Origin of the sequence: Arthrobacter sp. 35W (assembly GCF_000482545.1) — a bacterium.
Taxonomy (GTDB): domain Bacteria; phylum Actinomycetota; class Actinomycetes; order Actinomycetales; family Micrococcaceae; genus Specibacter.
Genome location: NZ_KI519454.1, coordinates 453,901 through 476,939, shown reverse-complemented (window position 1 = coordinate 476,939; position 23,039 = coordinate 453,901). Strand labels below are relative to the sequence as shown.

Annotated in this window: 19 protein-coding genes; 11 read left to right on the top strand and 8 right to left on the bottom strand. The window is 67.2% G+C overall.

Features of this window, described 5'->3' with window-relative positions:
• Positions 1 to 9 precede the first annotated feature (9 nt).
• The 4 genes from K254_RS0101930 to K254_RS0101915 form a co-directional block, all read right to left on the bottom strand.
• Positions 10 to 1,218: an XdhC family protein gene (locus K254_RS0101930; RefSeq protein WP_026553961.1), complete on the bottom strand. Its 1,209-nt coding sequence runs from the start codon at positions 1,216 to 1,218 to the stop codon at positions 10 to 12.
• A gap of 69 nt (positions 1,219 to 1,287) precedes the next feature.
• On the bottom strand, positions 1,288 to 2,820 hold the full coding sequence (locus K254_RS0101925; protein WP_026553960.1) for an NCS2 family permease: 1,533 nt from the start codon (positions 2,818 to 2,820) through the stop codon (positions 1,288 to 1,290).
• A gap of 16 nt (positions 2,821 to 2,836) precedes the next feature.
• Positions 2,837 to 3,322 carry a nucleoside deaminase gene (locus K254_RS0101920; RefSeq protein ID WP_026553959.1) on the bottom strand — a complete coding sequence of 162 codons (486 nt, stop codon included), beginning with the start codon at positions 3,320 to 3,322 and terminating at the stop codon, positions 2,837 to 2,839.
• Between the two features lie 281 nt (positions 3,323 to 3,603).
• Positions 3,604 to 4,371 carry an IclR family transcriptional regulator gene (locus K254_RS0101915; RefSeq protein ID WP_026553958.1) on the bottom strand — a complete coding sequence of 256 codons (768 nt, stop codon included), beginning with the start codon at positions 4,369 to 4,371 and terminating at the stop codon, positions 3,604 to 3,606.
• A gap of 207 nt (positions 4,372 to 4,578) precedes the next feature.
• On the opposite strand from K254_RS0101915, the gene K254_RS21285 reads away from it, so the two are divergent.
• From K254_RS21285 to K254_RS21275, 9 genes are all read left to right on the top strand, one after another.
• The gene (locus K254_RS21285) at positions 4,579 to 5,982 is read left to right on the top strand and encodes an NAD-dependent malic enzyme (RefSeq protein ID WP_035748868.1); all 1,404 of its coding nucleotides are present in this window, start codon (positions 4,579 to 4,581) and stop codon (positions 5,980 to 5,982) included.
• Between the two features lie 14 nt (positions 5,983 to 5,996).
• Complete coding sequence (aceB, locus tag K254_RS0101905) at positions 5,997 to 7,595, top strand: malate synthase A (protein WP_026553957.1); 1,599 nt, start codon at positions 5,997 to 5,999, stop codon at positions 7,593 to 7,595.
• 2 nt (positions 7,596 to 7,597) lie between these two features.
• Positions 7,598 to 8,869, top strand: a complete 1,272-nt coding sequence (locus K254_RS0101900; RefSeq protein WP_026553956.1) for a DUF6986 family protein — start codon at positions 7,598 to 7,600, stop codon at positions 8,867 to 8,869.
• Between the two features lie 10 nt (positions 8,870 to 8,879).
• Complete coding sequence (locus K254_RS0101895) at positions 8,880 to 9,692, top strand: bifunctional allantoicase/(S)-ureidoglycine aminohydrolase (protein ID WP_026553955.1); 813 nt, start codon at positions 8,880 to 8,882, stop codon at positions 9,690 to 9,692.
• Between the two features lie 240 nt (positions 9,693 to 9,932).
• Complete coding sequence (locus K254_RS0101890; protein ID WP_026553954.1) at positions 9,933 to 10,739, top strand: hydroxypyruvate isomerase family protein; 807 nt, start codon at positions 9,933 to 9,935, stop codon at positions 10,737 to 10,739.
• A 48-nt stretch (positions 10,740 to 10,787) separates the two neighbouring features.
• Positions 10,788 to 11,666 carry a 2-hydroxy-3-oxopropionate reductase gene (locus tag K254_RS0101885; protein WP_026553953.1) on the top strand — a complete coding sequence of 293 codons (879 nt, stop codon included), beginning with the start codon at positions 10,788 to 10,790 and terminating at the stop codon, positions 11,664 to 11,666.
• Between the two features lie 77 nt (positions 11,667 to 11,743).
• The gene (gene gcl / locus K254_RS0101880; protein WP_026553952.1) at positions 11,744 to 13,522 is read left to right on the top strand and encodes a glyoxylate carboligase; all 1,779 of its coding nucleotides are present in this window, start codon (positions 11,744 to 11,746) and stop codon (positions 13,520 to 13,522) included.
• Between the two features lie 11 nt (positions 13,523 to 13,533).
• Complete coding sequence (locus K254_RS21280; protein ID WP_035748866.1) at positions 13,534 to 14,691, top strand: glycerate kinase; 1,158 nt, start codon at positions 13,534 to 13,536, stop codon at positions 14,689 to 14,691.
• Between the two features lie 390 nt (positions 14,692 to 15,081).
• On the top strand, positions 15,082 to 15,438 hold the full coding sequence (locus tag K254_RS21275) for a YybH family protein (protein WP_051388684.1): 357 nt from the start codon (positions 15,082 to 15,084) through the stop codon (positions 15,436 to 15,438).
• A 48-nt stretch (positions 15,439 to 15,486) separates the two neighbouring features.
• Here the strand turns inward: K254_RS21275 and K254_RS0101860 are convergent, their stop codons facing one another.
• From K254_RS0101860 to K254_RS21270, 4 genes are all read right to left on the bottom strand, one after another.
• On the bottom strand, positions 15,487 to 16,989 hold the full coding sequence (locus tag K254_RS0101860; protein WP_026553951.1) for a carboxylesterase/lipase family protein: 1,503 nt from the start codon (positions 16,987 to 16,989) through the stop codon (positions 15,487 to 15,489).
• A 10-nt stretch (positions 16,990 to 16,999) separates the two neighbouring features.
• Positions 17,000 to 18,310: an MFS transporter gene (locus K254_RS0101855; RefSeq protein ID WP_026553950.1), complete on the bottom strand. Its 1,311-nt coding sequence runs from the start codon at positions 18,308 to 18,310 to the stop codon at positions 17,000 to 17,002.
• Between the two features lie 108 nt (positions 18,311 to 18,418).
• Positions 18,419 to 19,651 carry an ROK family protein gene (locus K254_RS0101850; RefSeq protein ID WP_026553949.1) on the bottom strand — a complete coding sequence of 411 codons (1,233 nt, stop codon included), beginning with the start codon at positions 19,649 to 19,651 and terminating at the stop codon, positions 18,419 to 18,421.
• A gap of 30 nt (positions 19,652 to 19,681) precedes the next feature.
• On the bottom strand, positions 19,682 to 20,281 hold the full coding sequence (locus tag K254_RS21270; protein WP_051388682.1) for a TetR/AcrR family transcriptional regulator: 600 nt from the start codon (positions 20,279 to 20,281) through the stop codon (positions 19,682 to 19,684).
• Between the two features lie 201 nt (positions 20,282 to 20,482).
• Here K254_RS21270 and K254_RS21265 point away from each other — a divergent pair, with 201 nt between their 5' ends.
• On the top strand, positions 20,483 to 21,214 hold the full coding sequence (locus K254_RS21265) for a phosphatase PAP2 family protein (RefSeq protein ID WP_051388680.1): 732 nt from the start codon (positions 20,483 to 20,485) through the stop codon (positions 21,212 to 21,214).
• Entirely contained in the window at positions 21,211 to 23,007 is a 1,797-nt protein-coding gene (locus K254_RS0101835) for a glycoside hydrolase family 3 protein (RefSeq protein WP_026553948.1), read from the top strand. The genes K254_RS21265 and K254_RS0101835 overlap by 4 nt, the downstream gene beginning before the upstream one ends.
• The last annotated feature ends 32 nt before the right edge of the window (positions 23,008 to 23,039 follow it).

The window sequence follows — 23,039 nt, the reverse complement described above, 5'->3', positions numbered from 1 at the left end:
GGGGGCCTCCTAGACCGGTGCCAACTCAGAATGGTGGATGGCTCCAGTGCCATTCATTAGTGATTTCGGGTGGCCTGGCAGGTGCCGGGCGGCCACAACTTCGGCCAGGATTGATACGGCCACCTCCGCCGGCGTTTCGGCCGCCAGGTCCAGACCAATGGGTGAGTGCAGCCTGGCCAGTGCCCTTCGGTCCGTGCCGCCCTGAAGCAGTGACGCCACCCGCTGGCCGTGGCTGCGGCGCGATCCCATCGCGCCCACATAGGCCAGATCCAGGTCCAGGGCCGCGGCCAGCAGTGGGATGTCAAACTTGGGATCGTGGCCCAGCACGCACACCACTGTGCGCGCATCCACCCGGCCGGCGTCCGCCTCGGCCCGCAGATAGCGGTGCGGCCAGGCAATGGCCACGGAATCCGCGGCGCGGAAGCGCTCCTGCCCGGCGAAGGCCTCCCGGGCATCGCAGATGGTGACATGGAAGCCCAGCAGCCTGGCCCCGGGCAGCAGTGCCGCACCGAAGTCGTTGGCACCGAAAATGAGCATCCGCGGTGCCGGCAGCCGGCTTTCCACCAGCAGGGTGGGCGCCGTGCCGAAGCATTCACGTTGTTCCGGCGACACTGTCACCACCCCCGTCAGTCCGGAGCGGACCATGGCTGCCACATGGGCTGCAGCGCGCCGGCCCATGCTGGCGTCCTCCCGGGCGTCCTCGCCCAGCAGGGCGGCCAGCTCATCGGCCAGGCGGTGCCCGCCCAGCCGCTGCGGGTCGCGGACCACGACGACGCCGGCGCCGGCCTCTGTGGCCGGCCCGCCGTGCGTGCCGGCGAGGGACTCGGTGTCGTCCAGACGCCGGATGAGCGCTGTGCTGCCCGGCGATTCCGCCGCCAGGGCGGCAAGCTGTGCCGTGGCACCGGATGTGTAGGGCCGGATGTGCACATCCAGGCTGCCGCCGCAGGTCAATCCCGCGGCAAAGGCGTCCTCGGCGCTGTAGCCGAAGTGCTCCCGCCGCGGCTGGCCGTCGGCGAGTGCTTCGCGGGCCAGTGCGATGACGGCGCCTTCGACGCAGCCGCCGGACAGCGAGCCGAGCACGCCGTCGGCGGAGACCAGCATCGAGGTGCCCACCGGCCGCGGAACGGACCCCTGGGTGCCCACGATGGTGGCCACCGCACAGGGCCCGGTGCCCGCCTGGCTGAACCAGGCCGGCATCTGTTCAAGAAGTTCAAGCATGATTTCCTCCCTGCCGCACACGGGCGCCCCGCCTTGCAAGGCGGGGCGCCCGTGTGCGGAGTCCGCCTGTTAGTTCCCGCCGAGCCAAAGGCTGATGGGTCCTCGGGCAAAGTAGACCACGAAACCGGCCGCCACGACCCACATGAGGGGGTGGATTTTTTTGGCCTTGCCGGACGCGGCGCGAATGATGGCCCAGGAAATGAATCCCGCACCGATGCCGTTGGCGATCGAGTAGGTCAGCGGCATGGTGACAATGGTCAGGAAGGCCGGGAGGGCGACGGAGAACTTCGTGAAGTTGATTTCACGGATCTGCGCCATCATCATGGCACCCACCACCACGAGGGCGGCGGCAGCAACCTCCAGCGGAACCACACTGGTCAGCGGAGTAAAGAACATCGAGCCCAGGAACAGCACGCCCGTCACCACCGATGCGAGACCGGTCCGGGCACCTTCGCCGATGCCGGCCGCGGAGTCGACATAGACGGTGTTCGAGGATCCGGAGGTGGCTCCGCCGACGACGGCCGAAAGGCCCTCGACAACAAACGCTGACTTCAGCCGCGGGAAGGTCCCGTTCTTGTCGGCCAGCCCGGCGCTCTTCGCCAGGCCGGTCATGGTGCCCATGGCGTCGAAGAAGTTGGTGAAGACCAGGGTGAACACGAGCATCGTTGCTGCCAGTCCACCCACTCGGCCGAAGGCACCGAACACATCAAACTGCCCCACCAGGCCCAGATCCGGCACGGAGACCAGCTGTCCCGAGAGGACGGGCGTGTTCAGGTGCCAGCCTCCGGGGTTGTCGGCGCTGGAGGCCCCGATGCCCATGGCGGCCTCGACCACCACGGCCAGCACGGTGGTGGCGGCGATGCCGATCAGCAGGCCGCCCTGGACCTTGCGGGCGACCAGGATGCCCATTGTCAGCAGTCCGATGACGAAGACGAGCGTCGGGATGGAGGCGATGGATCCGTCCTCGCCCAATTGGACGGGAGGCCCGCCCTTGGTGGCACGGACGAAACCTGAGTCCACGAAGCCGATGAAGGCGATGAAGAGGCCGATGCCCACGGTGATCGCGGCTTTGAGTTCACGGGGCACGGCGCGGAAGATGGCGGTTCGGGCGCCGGTGGCACCCAACAGGACGATGAGTATGCCGTTGATGACCACCAGTCCCATGGCCTCGGGCCAGGTGACCTCGTGGATGACCGACACGGCCAGGAAGGAATTGATGCCCAGCCCGGCGGCGAGGCCGAACGGGAGGTTGGCCACCAGGCCGAAGATGATGGTCATCAGACCGGCGGTCAGGCCCGTCACGGCCCCGACCTGCGCGGCCGAGAGCCAGCCGCCTGCCACATCCACGGGCGCCGAGGTGGCGCTGAAGCCACCAAGGATCAGCGGGTTGAGGATGACGATGTAGGCCATCGTGAAGAAGGTGACGATCCCACCACGCATTTCGCGCGCCAGGGTTGAACCACGCTCGGTGATCTTGAAGAAGGCGTCCAATCCCGGGAATTTCACCTTGGGGGAACCATGCTCCGGAGTGTTAGATTCCGGTGGGGTGGACGGGCTGCGGGCCGGATCGCGGGGATCGGCTGTCTGAGGGAGCAGTGCCATGTCAATGCACCTAGCCCTAGTACGCAATCCTGGCGGTGTTCGCGTTCCACGCATCAAACGGGGCCACGGCGGGGATGTCCTGCGTCTGCAGCTGGCCGACAGGCATCAGCCGCTCCGCCACCGGGGTGTCGAAGTATTCATAAAAGACCGCGTCGTCGAAGCCGGCGCTTGCCGCATCGTAGCGGTCGGCGGCGAAGTAGACGCGTTCAACGCGGGCCCACAATGCCGAGGCGAGGCACATGGGGCAGGGCTCGCAGCTGCTGTAGAGGGTGGCCCCGGTCAGATCGAAGGTTCCCAGAGCGGCGCAGGCGGTGCGGATCGCGGTGACCTCGGCGTGCGCTGTCGGGTCGTTGTTGTCGGTGACGCGGTTGACGCCGTCGAACGCCCTCCCGTCAGCTGTGACGATGACGGCGCCGAACGGCCCGCCGTGGTTGTGGACGTTGGCTGTTGCCAGCTCAACGGCTCTGACCAGTTGTTCCTGGGGGGTGGGGATGGTGTTCATGGCGATTCCTAGGCTTCGAAGCCGCCAGAGCAGGGATGGGACGTGTCTTGGACGGGTCGACACCACTACCTGGCAGCTTATTCATTGAAGGTTAAGTTGCGCCTGGTAGATAGCTCCCGATTGCCGGGTGCCCGCCTTGGCTGTGACGACAGTAACACCGATGAGTGACCCAAATCAATGGTTTTTCGGAAATCGACTCTCACATCATGAAACTTTTAAAATGGCGATGGCCCCACACCCGTCGCCGGGGGTGGGGCCATCGCCATCGGAACATGGCCGGACTAGGACGCCTTTTCCTCGTAGTCCAGCGCCGCAGCAACCTCCAGGGCGGCGGCACGCAGCAGCGGAATGGCCCGCTCCGCAAAGGAATCATCCACGCGCGACACCGGCCCGGACACGGAGATGGCGGTGGGGGTGGGGGCGCCGGGGATGCCCATGGCGTAGCAGCGCACGCCGATCTCCTGCTCGTTGTCATCAATGGAGTAGCCCCGCTCGCGGATCTTCTGCAGATCCACCAGCAGGTCCTCGACGTTGCCGATGCTCTTCTCGGTGGGCGTCGGCATGCCGGCCCGGGCCACAATCCCGCGGACCGTCTCGTCATCGAGCTGGGCCAGGATCGCCTTGCCCACGCCGGAGGCGTGGGTGTGGACGCGTCGGCCGACCTCGGTGAACATGCGCATCGAGTGCGCGGAGGGGACCTGGGCGATGTAGACCACCATGTCGCCGTCGAGCATCGCCATATTGGACGTTTCGCCCAGCGCCTTCACCAGCGATGCCAGCTGCGGCCGCGCCAGTGCGCCCAGCTGCCGGCTTGCGCCGTCGCCGATGCGGATCAGCCGCGGGCCCAGGGCGTAGCGGCGGTTGGGCAGCTGCCGGGCATAGCCCAGCGACACCAGCGTGCGCAGCAACCGGTGGATCGTGGGCAGCGGAAGGTCGGTGGAACCGGCCAATTCAGAGAGCGTCACCTCTCCCCCGGCGTCGGTGATCAGCTCAAGAAGCTCGAAAACGCGTTCCACCGATTGGACTCCGCCAGCAGTTTTTCCCGCCATTGCCTTGATCTCCTAGAGGTTTCGTGAAGAAAATTATCCACATCGTGAAAATTTGACCTGATCCCAAGATATACCACCACTTCAACCCCTTGACGAGACGTCGTCATGAAGTGCTTGTGTTTCCACCAGATAGATAATAATATCCATAATACGAAAACTAATGCTGACGATCCGGTCCCCACCGGGTCACTCCAAGGAGGAACATCAATGGCGATACCCAGCCCCGGAAATTCGATCACCCTGCGCGTTGAAGCACCGTCGAGCTTCACGGCAACCAGCGAGATCACCGCCGCCGTTGCTGCGGCCGGCGCCTTGATCACTGCCCTTGACGTCACCGAGTCCCACCAGGACCGCATCGTCGTCGACGTCACCTGCAACACCTCCAGCGAGGCCCACGCGGATGAGATCAAGGACGCCCTGAACGCCTTGGAGGGCGTTCACGTCCGCAAGGTCTCCGACCGCACCTTCCTCATGCACCTCGGCGGCAAGCTCGAGGTTGTCCCCAAGGTTGCCCTGCGCAACCGCGACGACCTCTCCCGCGCCTACACCCCCGGCGTCGCCCGCGTCTGCATGGCCATCGCGGAAAACCCCGAGGATGCGCGCCGCCTGACCATCAAGCGCAACACCGTTGCCGTGGTCACCGACGGCTCCGCCGTCCTGGGCCTGGGCAACATCGGCCCGGCCGCGGCCCTGCCGGTCATGGAGGGCAAGGCTGCCCTGTTCAAGCAGTTCGCCAACGTTGACGCCTGGCCGGTCTGCCTGGACACCCAGGACACCGAAGAGATCATCATGATCGTCAAGGCCATCGCCCCGGTCTACGGCGGCATCAACCTCGAAGACATCGCCGCCCCGCGCTGTTTCGAGATCGAGGCCCGCCTGCGCGAAGAACTGGACATCCCGGTCTTCCACGATGACCAGCACGGCACGGCCATCGTGACCCTGGCCGCCCTTGTCAACGCCCTGAAGGTCGTTGACAAGAAGATCGCCGACGTCAAGATCGTCGTCGCAGGCGTCGGCGCTGCCGGCAACGCCATCATCCAGCTCCTGCTGGCCCAGGGCGCCGTCAACGTGGTGGCCTGCGGCCGCAACGGTGCCATCAACCGCGACGAAACCTACACCGACGCGCACCGCGTCTGGCTGGCCGAGAACACCAACCCGGACAACTTCATCGGCTCCCTGCACGACGCCGTCGCCGGCGCCGACGTCTTCATCGGCGTCTCCGGCCCGAACGTCCTGGGCGAGGCCCAGGTCGCCTCGATGGCCGAAAACTCCATCGTGTTCGCCATGGCCAACCCCACCCCCGAGGTGGACCCGACCATCGCCGCGAAGTACGCCGCCGTCGTCGCGACCGGCCGCAGCGACTTCCCGAACCAGATCAACAATGTGCTGGCCTTCCCGGGCCTGTTCCGTGGCCTGCTCGATGCCGGCGTTTCGGACATCACTCCGGAAATGCTGGTGGCTGCAGCAGAGGCAATCGCCAACCGCGTGGGGGATGATGAACTCAACGCCAGCTTCATCATTCCGAGCGTGTTTGATCCTCATGTAGCAGGCGACGTTGCCGAGGCCATCATTGGCGTCGTCCACGCCGCGCGCGACGCCCAAGCCAACTAGGAAGGACAGCCACAATGGCCCTGACACTGCCCAGCCCCGCACCCCACGAGCGTGCGGATGAAATCCTCACTCCCGAGGCCTTGGCATTCATCGAAGCATTGCACCGACGCTTCAACCCGACGCGCATCGAGCGCCTGGCTGCCCGCAAGGTCCGCCGCGCCGAGGTTGCCGCGACAGGCCGTCTGGACTTCCTGCCCGAAACCGCCGGCGTCCGCGCCGGCGACTGGAAGGTTGCACCGGCCCCGGCCGCACTGACCGACCGCCGCGTCGAAATGACGGGTCCGGCCACGCCGACCAAGATGGCCATCAACGCGCTGAACTCCGGCGCCAAGGTGTGGCTGGCGGACATGGAAGATGCCGCAACGCCAACCTGGCACAACGTCATCGACTCCGTCCTGAACCTCAAGGGCGCCGCCGAGCGCACCCTCTCCTACACCTCCCCCGAGGGCAAGGAGTACCGTCTGCGCACTGACGGCCCGCTGGCAACAGTGGTGGCCCGCCCGCGCGGCTGGCACATGGAGGAGCGCAACATCCTCATCGACGGCGAGCCCGCCGCCGGTGGCCTGGTGGACTTCGGTCTGGTCTTCTTCCACACCGCCAAGACGCGCCTGGCCAACGGCGAGGGCCCGTACTTCTACCTGCCCAAGATGGAGAGCCACCTCGAGGCCCGCCTGTGGAACGACGTCTTCGTCTTCGCCCAGGACCACCTCGGGATCGAGCAGGGCACCATCCGTGCCACGGTGCTGATCGAAACGATTCCGGCCGCCTTCGAGATGGACGAGATCCTCTACGAGCTGCGCAACCACGCCTCGGGCCTGAACGCCGGCCGCTGGGACTACCTGTTCAGCATCATCAAGTACTTCCGTGATGCCGGCGAGCAGTTTGTCCTGCCGGACCGCGCCTCCGTGGCCATGACGGCTCCGTTCATGCGTGCGTACACCGAGCTCCTGGTCAAGACCTGCCACGCCCGCGGCGCCTTCGCCATGGGCGGCATGGCGGCAGTCATCCCGAACCGCAAGGAGCCCGAGGTCACCGCCGCGGCCTTCGACAAGGTCCGCAACGACAAGACCCGCGAGGCCAACGATGGCTTCGACGGCTCCTGGGTGGCGCACCCGGATCTGGTGCCCGTCTGCCAGGAGGTGTTCGACGCCGTTCTGGGCGAGAAGCCGAACCAGCTGGACCGCCAGCGCCCCGAGGTCTCCGTGACAGCGGCGCAGCTGCTGGATGTGGCCTCGGCCAACGGTTCCGTGACGGAGGCGGGTCTGCACCTGAACCTCTACGTCGCCGTCGCCTACACCGCCGTCTGGCTCTCCGGCAACGGTGCGGTGGCGATCCACAACCTCATGGAGGATGCGGCCACGGCCGAAATCTCCCGCTCGCAGGTGTGGCAGCAGATCCGCAACCAGGTGGTCCTTCAGGACACCGGCAACACCGTCACCCGTGAGCTGGTCAAGGCCGCACTGGCCGTGGAGACCGAGAAGCTGCGCGGCGAGGTGGGCGAGGAAACCTTCGCCCGCTACTACAAGCCCGCCAGCGAGCTCATCGCCGAGATCACCCTCTCCGAGGACTACACGGACTTCCTGACCCTCCCGGCCTACGAGCTGGTGGGCTAGGCATGGCGACCACACCATCCCTGGATCCCTCGGATCTGAAGTTCATCAATTCCTCGCTGGAGGGCACGGACACGCTGCTGGAACGCGGCTACCCGGGCGACGACGGCAGCCGCCAGCCGATCCACACCGTCTACGTGCCGGCCGACAGGTTCAACACCGGCTTCGTGGCACAGTGGGGCGCCGAGGCCCAGGCCACGGCAGATGCCCACGGCGGTCTGGACCGTCTGGCCTCGCTGCTGGGGTTCGACGACGAGCTGGCCGCCCAGATCACCGGCCGCGTTGCGGCCAAGCTGGCCAGCGAGCCGATCGAGGATCTGCGTCTGGACTTTGAGGACGGCTTCGGCGACCGCGGCGACGACGTCGAGGATGCGGCGGCCGTTGCCGCCGCCGAGCAGGTGGCCGCAGCCGTGGCCGCCGGCACCGCCCCGCCGTTCATCGGCATCCGGTTCAAGTGCTTCGAGGCACCCACCCGGGACCGCGGTCTGCGCACGCTGGATCTCTTTGTCTCCACGCTGGCCCGCGCCGGCGAGCTGCCCGAGGGCCTGGTCCTGACCCTGCCCAAGGTCACCACGGTGGCCCAGGTCAAGGCGATGGACTTCGCCGTCGGCCGCCTGGAGCAGATCCACGGCCTGGGGGCCGGACGGCTCCGCTTCGAGGTGCAGGTCGAGACCCCGCAGCTGATCCTCGGACCCGAGGGCACCTCGCCGGTGGCCCAGCTGCCGCATGTGGTGCCGGGGCGGATCTCCGCACTGCACTACGGGACCTACGACTACAGCGCCTCGCTGCAGATCTCCGCCGAGTACCAGTCGATGGAGCACCCGGTGGCGGACTTCGCCAAGGAGGTCATGCAGCTTGCCGTGGCCGGCACGGGCATCCGCCTCTCCGACGGCTCCACCAACGTCATCCCGATGGGTGACGGCATAGAGGACGCCTGGAAGCTGCACGGCCGTCTGGTCCGCCGCTCGCTGGAACGCGGCTACTACCAGGGTTGGGACCTGCACCAGGCCCAGCTGCCCACGCGCTTCCTGGCCACGTACGCCTTCTACCGCCAGGGCCTGCCGGCCGCGGCGGCGCGCCTTCGCAACTACGTCGAGCGTGTGGAAGGCAGCGTCATGGACGAGCCCGCCACCGCCCGCGCCCTGGCCGCCTTCGTTCTGCGCGGTGTCCAGTGCGGCGCCGTCGGGACCGACGAGGTCCAGTCGTTGGTCGGCATCGACCTTTCCCAGCTGACCGCACTGGCACACCCGCGGCTGGCACACTCCACTTCTAAGTAAGGATCCAATGATGGGCAATTACTACTACCCGCAAGGCGGCCTGCCGCCGCAGACGCACCTCACCACGGAGCGGGCCATCGTCACGGAGGCCTACACGGTCATTCCCAAGGGCGTTATGACCGACATCGTGACCAGCACCCTGCCTGGCTTCACCAACAGCCGCTCCTGGATCCTGGCCCGGCCGATCTCCGGCTTTGCCACCACGTTCTCGCAGCTGATCGTGGAAATCGCCCCCGGCGGCGGCGCACCCAAGGCCGAGTTCGAAGCCGGCGTCGAAGGCGTCGTCTTCGTCACCAAGGGCAAGGTCAACCTGACCCTCGACGGCGAACTCCACCAGCTTGAGGAAGGCGGCTACGCCTACCTTGCCGCCGGCTCCAACTGGGGTCTGGAAAACGTCTCGGATGACATCGTCTCCTTCCAGTGGATCCGCAAGGCCTACGAGCGCCTTGAGGGCTACGAGGCAAAGTCCTTCGTCACCAGCGACGCCGAAGTCGAACCGACAGCGATGCCGGACACCAACGGCGCCTGGAAGACCACCCGATTCACGGATTCCTCCGATCTGGCCCACGACATGCAGGTCAACATCGTGACGTTCCAGCCGGGCGGGGTCATCCCGTTCCCGGAGACCCACGTCATGGAACACGGCCTGTACGTCCTGGAGGGCAAGGCCATGTACCTGCTCAACAACGACTGGGTTGAGGTGGAGGCCGGCGACTTCATGTGGCTGCGCGCCTTCTGCCCGCAGGCCTGCTACGCCGGCGGCCCGGGCGAGTTCCGCTACCTGTTGTACAAGGACATGAACCGCCAGATCCGCCTCACCTAGGCCATACCAAAACAGCACGACAAACCTCTTCCACACCGCGGCGCCGTTCCAGCATGATTGCTGGGACGGCGCCGTAGTCGTTGGAGTGGTGTTTGTTCTGTCACGGGGTTGACGACACCGCGCCATCAACCTATTATTTTCATAAGACAGAAGTTACTTTCCATAATATGAAATACTTTGAATCGCGGGCCAGTCCTCCCCTCTCCTCCACAGAGCGGGCCGGCCCAAGGAAGGAACCCCATGAGCTACACAGTGAACTGCTCCATCCTCCTCACCGAGCTCCCCCTGCTGGAACGCCCCGCAGCGGCCAAGGCTGCAGGCTTCGAAGCCGTGGAGTTCTGGTGGCCCTTCGCCGAATCCGTCCCCTCCGACAAGGACGTCAATGCCTTTGAAAAGGCCATCACCGACGCCGGCGTACAGCTGACCGGCCTGAACTTCAACGCCGGCGACATGCCTGCCGGCGACCGGGGCCTGGTGTCCTGGATTGGCCGCGACGCCGAGTTCAAGGACAACATCGATGTTGTTGCAGGCATCGGCGAGCGTCTGGGCTGCAAGGCCTTCAACGCCCTCTACGGCAACCGCCAGGACGGCGCCTCCGCCCAGGAGCAGGACGAACTGGCCGTGGCCAACCTGGTTGCCGCAGCCACCGGCGTCGCCCGCATCGGCGGCACCGTCCTGCTGGAGCCGGTCTCCGGCACCCCCGCCTACCCGCTGAAGACGGCCCAGGATGTTCTGGACGTTCTCGCCAAGACCCAGGCCGGCGGAGTGGACAACGTCAAGCTGCTCGCCGACTTCTACCACCTGGCCGTCAACGGCGACGACGTGGCAGCTGTCATCGAGAACCATGCCAAGGACTTCGGCCACATCCAGATTGCCGACAACCCCGGCCGCGGCGCCCCCGGCACCGGCGAACTCCCCCTCGGTGAATGGATCGCCCGCAGCCGTGAACTCGGCTACGACGGCTACATCGGTCTGGAATACAAGGCCCCCGCAGCCGAGGCCTTCTCCTGGGCCATCCGCCAGCGCAGCACCAGCCAGGCCGGCTAAGACACCCGTCTTCCCCCTCCCCCGCTCTTCTTCCACAAAGGACTTCTCATGACGAACGTTGCAGTAATCGGTCTCGGAATCATGGGCCTGCCCATGGCCACCAACCTGGTCAAGGCCGGCCACACGGTCAGCGGCTACAACCGCAGCCAGGGGGCCATCGACAAGCTGGCAGCCGCCGGCGGCCGTGCCGCCACCAGCATCGCCGACGCCGTCAAGGACGCCGACGTTGTCATCACGATGGTGCCGGACTCCCCCGATGTTGAGGCAGTCGTCCTCGGCGCCGACGGCGTCTTCGCCAACGTCAAGCCCGGTGCACTCTGGATCGATGCCAGCAGCATCCGCCCCGATGTTGCCAAGCGACTCTCCGAGTACGCCAAGGTCGCCGGCGTGCGCGCCCTTGACGCCCCGGTCTCCGGTGGCGAACAGGGCGCCATTGACGCCGTCCTGTCCATCATGGTCGGCGGCGAGGCCGCCGACTTCGAGGCAGCCCAGCCCGTTCTCACCGCCGTCGGCAAGACCATCGTCCACGTCGGCCCGGCCGGTTCCGGCCAGACCGTCAAGGCAGCCAACCAGCTGATCGTCGCCGTCAACATCCAGGTCCTCGGCGAGGCCATCGCCTTCCTTGAGGCCTACGGCGTGGACACCGACGCAGCACTGAAGGTCCTCGGCGGCGGCCTGGCCGGCTCCAAGGTCCTGGACCAGAAGGGCCAGAAGATGCTCGACCGCAACTTCGACCCCGGCTTCCGCCTGGCCCTGCACCACAAGGACCTCGGCATCGTCACCGCCGCAGCCCGCGAAGCCAACGTCGCCGTCCCCCTCGGCGCCGTCGTCGCACAGCTCGTTGCCGCCACCGTGAACCAGGGCGACGGCGCACTAGACCACTCGGGCCTCTTCAAGCAGGTCCTGCAGCTCAGCGGCCGCAAGTAGCCACACCGGGTCTCTGACCTCCGGGCCCAGGCCCAACACCACTTTTGCACCACACACAAACTTTTTAGGAGCACACCATGAGCAAGATGCGCACCGTAGACGCTGCCGTCCTCATTCTGGAAAAGGAGGGCGCCACCGAGGCGTTCGGCCTGCCCGGAGCAGCCATCAACCCGTTCTACTCCGCCATGCGCGCCCACGGCGGCATCAACCACACGCTGGCCCGCCATGTAGAGGGCGCCAGCCACATGGCCGACGGCTACACCCGTGCAGCAGATGGCAACATCGGCATCTGCATCGGCACCTCCGGCCCCGCCGGCACCGACATGATCACCGGGCTCTACGCCTCGTGGGCGGACTCCGTGCCGATCCTGTGCATCACCGGCCAGGCGCCGGTGGCCAAGCTGCACAAGGAAGACTTCCAGGCCGTGGACATCGAGTCCATCGCCAAGCCCGTGACCAAGATGGCGATGACCATCCTGGAGCCTGGCCAGATCCCCGGCGCCTTCGCCAAGGCCTTCCAGCTGATGCGCTCCGGCCGTCCCGGCCCGGTCCTGCTGGACCTGCCCTTCGACGTCCAGATGGCAGAGATCGAGTTCGACATCGACGCCTACGAGCCCCTCCCGGTGGAGAAGACCCGCGCCTCCGAGGTCGCGCTGGGGAAGGCCCTGGACATGCTGACCGCGGCCAAGCACCCGCTGATCGTCGCCGGTGGCGGCATCATCAACGCCGGCGCCTCCGCGCAGCTGGTGGAGCTGGCCGAGCTGCTGAACGTTCCGGTCATCCCGACGCTGATGGGCTGGGGCACCATCCCCGACGACCACGAGCTGATGGCCGGCATGGTGGGTCTGCAGACCTCCCACCGCTACGGCAACGAGACCATGCTGGCCTCGGACTTCGTGATCGGCATCGGCAACCGCTGGGCCAACCGCCACACCGGCGGCCTGGACACCTACACGACCGGCCGCAAGTTTGTGCACATTGACATCGAGCCGACGCAGATCGGCCGCGTGTTCTCCCCGGACCTGGGCATCACCTCCGACGCCGGCATCGCGCTGGACGGTCTGCTCGCCCTGGCCAAGGCCCGCAAGGCCGCCGGCACGCTGCCGGACTACTCCGGCTGGGTTGCCGAGTGTGTCGAGCGCAAGGGTTCCCTGCAGCGCAAGACCCACTTCGAGAACGTGCCGATCAAGCCGCAGCGCGTGTACGAAGAGATGAACAAGGCCTTCGGCAAGGACACCACCTACGTCTCCACCATCGGTCTGTCCCAGATTGCCGGCGCACAGCTGCTGCACGTGTTCGGCCCGCGCCGGTGGATCAACGCCGGCCAGGCCGGCCCCCTGGGCTGGACCGTTCCGGCAGCCCTGGGCGTCGTGAAGGGCAAGCCCGGCGAAACCGTGGTGGCCCTCTCCGGCGACTACGACTTCCAGTTCATGATCGAGGAACTGGCCGTGGGCGCGCAGTTCAACCTGCCGTACATCCACGTCGTCGTGAACAACTCCTACCTGGGCCTGATCCGCCAGTCCCAGCGCGGCTTCAAGATGGAGCAGAACGTCTCCCTGGCGTTCGACAACATCAACTCCCCCGAGACCAACGGCTACGGCGTGGACCACGTCAAGGTGGCCGAGGGCCTGGGCTGCAAGGCCATCCGCGTGGAGAACCCCGAGGACCTGGCTGCCGCGTTCGACAAGGCCCAGGCCTGGATGAACGAGTTCCGCGTGCCGGTGATCGTTGAGGTGATCCTGGAGAAGGTGACCAACATTTCGATGGGCACCGAGCTGAACAACGTCACCGAGTTCGAGGACTTGGCCGAGAAGCACCAGGACGCGCCCACCGCCCTGATCGCCCTGCTGGACTAGAAGGTACCCGAATGCGCATCATCGTTGCTCCTGACAAGTTCAAAGGCTCCCTGTCGGCACCAGAGGTCTGCCAGTATCTGGAAATCGGTCTGAAGACCGTTCTGGCGGATGTCACGGTGGAGCGCATTCCGGTTGCCGACGGCGGCGAGGGAACCCTCGACGCCGCCGTGGGAAGCGGCTTCACCCGCCGCACCGTCACTGTCTCCGGTCCCACCGGAGAACCCCTGGCCGCGGACTTCGCCGTCCGCGGCCAGGAGGCAGTGATTGAAATGGCCCTCGCCTCCGGCCTTGCGGTGCTGCCGCAGGACCAGCTTGAGCCGCTGCGGTCCTCCAGCCGCGGCACCGGGGAACTGATCCTCGCCGCACTGGATGCCGGCGCCACCGCCATCACCCTCGGTGTCGGCGGCAGTGCCTGCACCGACGGCGGCGCCGGGCTGATCAGCGCCCTGGGCGTGCGGCTGCTCGACTGCGACGGCCGCCGCCTCGCCGACGGCGGTGGGTTCCTTGAGCGCCTGTGGGACATGGACTTCAGCAGCCTGGACCCGCGTGTGGCCAAGACAAAGTTTGTCCTGGCCAGCGACGTCGACAATCCCCTGCTCGGCCCGGAGGGTGCAGCAGCAGTCTTCGGCCCGCAGAAGGGTGCCTCCTCCTCGGACATCGACCTGCTGGAAAAGGGGCTTGAACGCCTCTACCGCGGCGTCTCCAACCACTTGGGCACCGACGGCGTCACGCACATGGAGGCGCCGGGTTCCGGTGCCGCCGGTGGCGTGGGCTACGCCGCCTTGACGGTGCTCGGTGCCGAGCGCCGTCCCGGGATCGACGTCATCCTTGATTTCACGGCCCTGCCGCAGCGCCTGGACGGGGCGGATCTTGTCATCACCGGCGAGGGCAGCCTTGATGCCCAAAGCCTGGGCGGCAAGGCACCCATGGGCGTGGCGCTCAGCGCCGCTGCCGCGAATGTGCCGATCATTGCCGTCTGCGGGCGGACCACCCTGACCCTCAGCCAGCTGGTGGGGGCCGGATTCCATTCCGTCTATGCACTGACGGAGATCGAGCCCGATGTCAGCGTCTGCATGGCAGAGGCCGGCCGGCTGCTCATCGAGGTGGGCAGCCGGATCGGCACCGAGTTTGCCGCTTTGGCCCAGAGCGTGGAACCAACCCACGCCTGACCTCGCACAGCGACATGCACGAGGCGGCCCCGGAGCATCGGACAGATAATCTGTCCAGTGCACCGCGGCCGCCTTTGCCGTGCCCTGGCAGTTTCAACAGCGTAACGCGCTGCCCGGTGGGTGGTTGCACCTGCCGCGAGATTCCCGGTTCACAGCTGGAATCCGTCGTGTTTCTATTGAATAGAAAGCTGCTGGCCGTCCTTTGGTTCGTGGTGGTTGCCGCATCGACCATCACCGTGGCTGGTACGCCGGGGGCATCGCTGAGGAGGCGCTGTGGACAACGTAGATGAATTTCTGGCCGCGGTCATGCCGGGCCTGACGGCCGCCTAGACCTCTCTGCACAATGGGGTCGCCGGGCCCCGCAAGCGCTTGTGGTCCAGGGTGGCTCCCGTGACCCTTTTCGGCGCCGTTGTGACACAGTCTGGGCCGGACGAGGTGGCCGCCACGTTCGACGTCTTCGCCGCCCGCTTTTCCCAGTGCACGGCGTACGATACCCAGGTCATCGCCTCCGGCGTCAGCGGCGATCTTGCGTACATCGTGGGCATCGAGCACACCACTGCATCGGTGGGCGGTGCTCCACCACTGCCCTGCGCACTCCGCGTCACCACCATCTTCAGGCGCGGGGGCGGGGAATGGAGGGTTGTCCACCGGCACGGGGATCCCCTGCCGGACGCAGGCATTGAATCCACCCGGCTACAGCTGAGCCGCTTGGGGTCCTTGAACGTCGGGCCGGACAACGCCCAATGAACCCAACAGGAGGCTGCGGCCGTCCAGCGGCCACAGCCTCCTCTTGGCTTAGTGCTGGGCGGCCCGCTCGGGAATCAGGGCCCGGGCGTCCGCATATCCATCGGCAACCACGGTGGTGGGCAGGTCGTAGACCCGCACGGCCTGGCCGGCGTCGTCCCACTGCGGCCAGCCCGGATTCCCGGTGGCGATGAAGGATGCGGCGCTGGCATGGACCTCATCCGCCAGGGCCTGCGGCGGCTGGGGGCCTGCCAGCGCAGCGATCCTCTCACTGCCCAGGCAGTCGAACATGAACGGCACGTCCAGACAGTGGCCGGCCCCGCCCACGGCCGGTGAAGCCCAGGCGAAGCGGTACAGCCAGGTGGGGGCCTGTGCGGCGGCGCGGATCTCGGCCAAATCCAGCGCCGGTGCCCGGAACATGTGGTCGGTGACGAACTGGCCCACCAGTGCAGCGGTATCCAGTCCCGGATGCGCCGCCACATACGCTTCAATAACGCCGGGCGTGGCCCCCAGACCGCCGAGCACGGCGGCGGGTGGAACAGCGGCCAGAGCGTCCCCGGCACCGGCCAGCACCATGTTGAATTCGTTGTCGGTGGTGCCCAGAATCAGTTCCTTGTCGGCACCGATGCCGGCCGCCAGCGCCTCCGCCGTGGACAGTGGAATGAGGGCACCGTCCACCACCGGCCCCAATGTCAGCCCCTCGTTGAGCATTGTGGACAGCCCGGCCAGCGGGTCGGCAGTCGGATCGGAGCCGCCCACAGAGGAGAGCTGCCCCTGCAGGGCCAGAATCTCGGCCTCGGACAGGGCCGACAGCCCCGCCACAGTGGGGGCGACGCCGGCGAGGGCGGCAAGTTTGCGGCCCAGTTCCTCCGAGGCTTCCATGGCCACCTGGGTGGGCGGACCCGACAGGGACAGGACGCGGGAGAACAGCCCCTGCGCACGCGGGGAGCCCAGCAGGGTCAGGACGGCCCCTCCCCCGGCGGACTGTCCGGAGATGGTCACCCGCGCCGGGTCGCCGCCGAAGGCCGCAATGTTGTCCCGCACCCACTCCAGGGCCAGCAGCCAGTCGAGCATGCCGCGGTTGGCCGGGGCATCCTCGATCCAGCCGAAGCCGTCGAAGCCCAGCCGGTAGGAGATGCTCACCGTCACCACGCCGTCGCGGTTGAACGCGGCGCCGTCGTACCAGGGGCTGGCCGGGGAGCCGGCCACATAGCCGCCGCCGTGGATCCAGACCAGCACCGGCAGTCCGCCGTCGTCGGCCGGACCCGGAGCCGGGGTGAACACATTAACATTCAGCGTGGACTCCCCCTCGATGGAGGGCTCGGGGATGAGGGTCACCTCGGCCAGCGTCTTGCGCTGCGGGGTCGGTCCGTACTCGACGGCGTCGCGGACACCGGACCACGGTCGGTGCGGAACGGGGGCCTGGAACCGGAGCTCATTGATGGGCGGCTCGGCGAAGGGAATGCCCAGGAAGGCCGCGGAGCCATCCCGCCAGCGGCCGCGGACGACGCCGGCCTGGGTGGTTGCTTCGGGCTGCTGTGCTGCTGATGCCATGGGGGTTCTCCTAGCGAACGCTTTTGATGGGGATGAGGACGAGGGCTGCGACAACGACCGAGATCATGCCGAAGACAAACAGGATGGGGTAGCCGCCAAAGGAGCCAATGATGACGCCGGCAATGGCCGGGCTCATGGCCTGCGGGATGTTGGTGGCAACGTTCAGGATTCCGAGGTCCTTTCCGGCCGAGACGCCGCCGCCGGGCAGAACCTCCGTCATGAGGGCCGTATCGCAGGCCATGTACAGGCCGAAGCCAAAGCCATTGACGGCGCTCATCAGGATCATGCCCGTCATGGTGGGCATGGCCAGCGGAACCGCCAGGCCGAGGACCATGATGACCGATGCCGCGTAGATGAAGATCTTGCGGCGGCCCAGCTTGTCGCTCCAGAAGCCGGCGACGACGATCGAGACCAGCGTGGTGACCATCCCGGCGATGCTGAGCAGGCCGGCGCTGAGGGCTGCCTCCGCCAGCGAAAGGCCGATGTAGTCGGTGAGGATGTACAGCTGGAAGGCCGAGATGACGAAGTAGCCCAGAATGAAGAAGAACCGGGCGGCAAAGGCCCAGGCGAAGTCCGGGTTCTGCTTCGGGTTGATCCAGAATCCGGCGAGGAACTGCTTCCAGGAGAACGGTTCGACCACCAGGTCCACGCTGGAGGTGTCGCGGTTGAACACCACGAAAAGGATCGTCACCGCCAGCACCCCGATCCCGAAGACCGTGTAGCCAATGCCCAGGTTGCTGGCGAACTGTCCGGCGACGACGACGCCGACGGTGGCGCCGATCATGGTGCCCATGCCCACCATGGCCGAGGCGGCGCCGCGGCGTGAACGTGGGAAACGGTCCGGCACAATGGCCGACAGCGGGCCCTGCAGCGCGTTCAGGGACACCTGGATGACCACCCAGAAGACGGTGATCCACAGGACGTTGGACATGCCGCCGAGGCCGAGCAGCGCTATGGCGGCGATCGAGGATCCGATGATCATCCACGGCGCGCGGCGGCCAAGCCGCCCACGGGTGCGATCGCTGAAGGCGCCGACGATCGGTTGGGCGAACAGGGTGAAGATGAACGAGACAGTGCTCACCGTGGCCAGATTGGCGACCTTGTCCGCTTCACTGATCAGCGCCACCTGGACTGGCAGCAGAATGCCGCCAAGCGCCGAATAGGTGGCGAACAGGAAGACGGAGGTGGCGGCCATCCACGGCAGAAGCGCCTTGGTGGCAGGCGGGCTGGTTGGGGGTTTATCCCCGGAGCCGGGGATGTTTGAAATGGTTGCCGGGTCGCCGGACTGGGCGACCCCAAAGGAGGGAGCTGGAGTGGACACGACATTCCTCATCGTTGAGATTTCTCGGAGTCAAAGCTTCCGCCCGCCGCTAAAGGAGGGGTTGATCAACGAGTATGCAGTGCCGAAATCAATAATTCAAGGGTTGAACTATGTGGAAATTTGGAGTGGGTCCAGCAGCAGCCTGTCCCGGGCACTCCACAGCGCCCCCAACAGCGCGGCGTCCCGGTCCAGCCGGCCGGGCACTACAGCCGTGCCAATCCACGGGTCCCCCGGCACGGCGGCCGGGCGGTTCTGGGCAAAACTTTCGGCGATGGAATCCGCCAGGGGGGCCCAATAGCCGCCGAGAACAATGACGCGCGGATCCAAGGCCATCGCCAGGACCTGCAGCGCGCGGGCAATCCATTCGGCTGCATCGTTCCATGCAGCGGAGGCGTGTTGTTCGCCGGCCAGGATGCGGCTGACCAGTTCATCGAGCGCTGCGGACAGACCGTCGGATTCCAGCAGGCGGCCAAGGCCGGCCGCACGCAGGACGGCGTCCGGGCCGGAAACCGTCACCAGGCAGCCGCGCTGGCCGCAGCCGCACTGCTCGCCGCCGGGCACCAGCGGCAGGTGGCCCAGGGCTCCGGCGACGTCGTGCGCACCCGCGACGACGGTGCCGTCAACGATGATGGCCCCACCGATGCCCGAGTTGCTCTTGATGTAGACCATGTCGCGGCCATCCTCCAGCAGACCCAGCTCCGCCTGCGCTGCCAACACCGAGTCCGGCAGCAGCCGCATGGACGGGGGCGTCCGGGGCTCGCGCGCCCGCAGTCCGGCCAGGACGTCAACCCTCCCCCAGCCCAGATCCGTATCGGCGACGACCACCGGAGGCGTTCCGCCCACCGGGGCAAAGACAACCACCGTGGAATCCACCAGCCGCCGCCCCAGCCCGGCGCAGGCATCAAGTGCCCGCCCCAGCACCGAGGCCATCAGGTCAAGGATGGGCTCCGGGGCGCCCATGGGCCGGCCGTGGTGCTCGGCAATGCGCAGCAGGGGCTCGCCCGACAGTGTGGCCACCACTGCGGTGACCTCGTCCGCATCCAGCTGGAGGGCCAGGATTGCCACGTCGTCGGCGGCCAGATGGAGCAGGGTCAGCGGGCGGCCCTTGCCGCGGGAATCCTGGGGGGCGTCTTCGCGCAGCACGCCGGCGTCCAACAGCAGCGACGCCAGCGCCGTCACGGAGCCGCGGGTGAGCCCGGCGCCGTCGGCGATCTGGCTGCGGGAACTAGCCCCGTGGTCCACCACATAGCGGGCAACGATGCTCAGGTTGTGCCGGCGGACGTCGCCGCTGACGAGGGAACCGGCGGGACCCGCTGCCGCCGAGGTGCTTCGAAGTGCCATGGCCCGAGTCTATCGACAGCCGATGTGCGCCTAGGGTGCAGGCGGGCGAGACGCTGCCATCGTGGTGGCCAGGGAGAGGAAATAGTCGATGTGCGCGGCCATGTCGATGCCAGGGTCCAGCATCCACTGCACCTGCAGGCCGTCGGCGAGCGCTATGGCAATGGCGGAGAGCTTCTCCGGATCCAGACCGGCGTCGAGCAGCCCGGCGGCCTGCCGTTCGCGGACCGCGTCTGCAAGCCGGCCCCGGAATTCGCGGTACCGCTCGACGAAGAAGCCGTGGGCCGGGTGCGCGGGGTCGCTGGCCGCCGCGGAGAGGGTCGCGTAGAGCTGGACCAGTCCGGGGACCTCGGCGTTGTGCCGCATGGTGGCGCTGAGGATGGCGAAGGGATCCTCGCCCTCCACGTAGCTGGCCGCGAAGTCGTTCTCGTCGCGCTTTTTCAGGATGGCCGCCAGCAGCTCTTCCTTGGAGTTGAAGTAGTGCATGAGCCCGGGCAGGCTGAGGCCGCACTCGCGGGCGACTTCGCGCAGCGAGGTGCCCCGGTAGCCCTCCTGGGAAAAGATCGCCAGCGCCGTGCGCAGGATCTCCTCGCGCTTGGCGACACCTTTGGGGTAGGACCCTTTCGCTGACATGCCCCCGATCGTACCGCACCACGGCGTGGGAAAAATCAACCCTTGCGCATCAAAACCGTGCATCGTATGGTTTTGCATACCGCGTCAGCAAAGACGCCCCTCCGAAAGGCCAGGACCCATGACGATGACGTCACCTGCTGGGAAACTGCATGACCAAGGATTCAGCACGTCCGCCCCGCCAGCCATCAAGCCGGTGCGCTGATGGCCGCCCTCCAGCAGCAGCCGGCGCCCGGAAACGGGCGGCTGCGTGCACAGTGGGTCGGGGCCGCCGCCGCGGCAGCTGTCATCGGAATCATGATGCTTGCCCTGCTGCCGGCCCCGGCGGCCCCGTTCTTCCAGGGCATCGACAGGTGGTGGCATGCAGCGACCGTCGCGCCGGCCGGCTATGAGCCCAATGGGCTCGTGGCGTTTCTGGACGCCTTTGGCCGCCCGCCCGGCCTGCTGGTGCTGCCCGTGCTGCTGGCGATCCTGATGTTCGCCCGGCGCTGGTGGGCCGCCCTCTTCACAGTGCTCTGCTACACCGTCCCCATGGTTCTGGCCCAGGTGGTCAAAAACGTGGTGGACAGACCCCGCCCGGCCAATCCGCTGGTGATCGTGGACCACGGCTCGTTCCCCTCCGGCCATGTGGTCTCCACGACCGCGTTCGTCATCATGGTTGCCGTCCTGCTGGCACCATCGGTGCGCCGCTGGTGGTGGCCCGCAGGGATTGTCTTTGTCGCGGTGATGATGTGGAGCCGGACGTTTCTGGGTGCCCACTGGCTCTCCGACACCGTCGCCGGCGCCGTGCTGGGCGCCGGTGCCACCCTTGCGCTGTGGTGGCTGTTCGCCCCACTGGTCGCCCGAGACGAGGCCCGCCGCACCGGGCGCCGCATCAGACGACACCCCTCCCCTGCCCTCTTTGAACCCTCTACCACCAAGGACCTGCTGCCATGACCGAGACCACCACCATCGACACCACCTTCCGCGATCCCAGCCTGCCCATCGAGGAGCGGGTGGAGAACCTTCTCGGCCAAATGACGCTGGCGGAGAAGGCCGGCCTGTTCTTCCACACCATGATCACCCTTGGCGCCGACGGCGGGCTGGCCGACGCCGACCCCGTCTTCGGCATCGCCTCCACCGTGGAGCTCGTCTCCGCCCGGGCCATGACCCACTTCAATGTCTTTGGCGCCGCAGACAGCGCCGCCCAGATGGCCAGCTGGCACAACAAGCTCCAGGAACTGGCCGCATCTTCGCGGCTGGGCATCCCCGTGACACTGTCCACCGACCCGCGGCATTCCTTCACCGAAAACCCGGGCACTGCCATGCTGGCCGGGCCGTTCTCCCAGTGGCCCGAGCCCCTGGGCCTGGCGGCCATTGGCGATGAGGCCCTGGTGGAGCGCTTTGGCGACATCGCCCGCCAGGAGTACACCGCCGTCGGGCTTCGGGTGGCCCTGCATCCGCAGATCGATCTGGCCACTGAGCCGCGATGGTCCCGCCAGGTGGCCACCTTCGGCGAGGACGCGGAGCTCACCGGCCGGCTGGCCGCCGCCTACATCCGCGGTTTCCAGGGCGAAACCTTCGGCCCGGAGTCGGTGTCCACCATGACCAAGCACTTCCCCGGCGGCGGGCCGCAGAAGGACGGCGAGGATCCGCACTTCGCCTACGGCCGGGAGCAGGTCTACCCGGGCGGCAACTTCGAGCACCACCTGCTGCCCTTCGAGGCCGCCTTCGACGCCGGAACCCGCCAGATCATGCCGTACTACGGCATGCCCGTAGGCACCGAGTACGAGGAGGTTGGCTTTGGGTTCAACAAGTCGGTCATCACCGGCCTGCTGCGCGAGCGCTACGGCTTCGACGGCGTGGTCTGCACCGACTGGGGCCTGCTGTCCGACGCCGTGATCGGCGGGCAGCCGTTCCCCGCCCGGGCCTGGGGCGTGGAGCATCTCTCGCCCCGCGAGCGCATGCTGGCCGTGCTGAATGCGGGCGCCGACCAATTTGGCGGCGAGGCCATCCCCGAGCTCCTCCTGGACCTCGTGGCCAGTGGCGAGGTGTCCGAGGAACGAATCGATGTGTCCGCGCGCCGGCTGCTGCGGGAGAAGTTTGTGCTGGGCCTCTTCGACTCCCCGCTGGTCGACGTCGACCGTGCCGCCGCCGTCGTCGGCAGTGCCGAATTCCAGGCCGCGGGCGAGGCCGCCCAGCGCGCCTCGTTCACGCTGCTCACCAACCGGCCCGCTGCCTCCGGCGCGCCCACGCTGCCGCTGGCCAGGGGCCTGAAGGTGTACCTGCGCGGCGTCAGCGCCGAGGCTGCCGCCGGCTATGCGGAGGTGGTTGGCTCCCCCGCGGAGGCCGACGTCGCCATCGTGCGCCTGCAGGCACCCTACGAAGAGCGCGGCACCATGTTCGAGAACTTCTTCCACGCCGGCTCGCTGGACTACCCGGCGGACCAGCTGGAGGAGCTCACCACCCTGTGCCGAACGGTTCCTACGGTTCTGGATGTGTTCCTTGACCGCCCCGCCATTCTGACCCCGCTCGTCGGCGAGGCCGCGGCCATCACGGCCAACTTCGGCGCCGGTGCCCCGGCGCTGCTGGACGTGCTCTTCGGTGTGGCCGCGCCGCAGGGCAGCCTGCCCATGGACCTGCCCCGCTCCATGGACGCCGTCGAGGCCAACCTCCCCGACGTCCCCTTTGACACGGCCGACCCCCTGTTCCGGTTCGGCCACGGACTGCGCTACCCGGCCGCCAACTAACCGACAGCTCCACCTACTTTTCAAGGAGAACC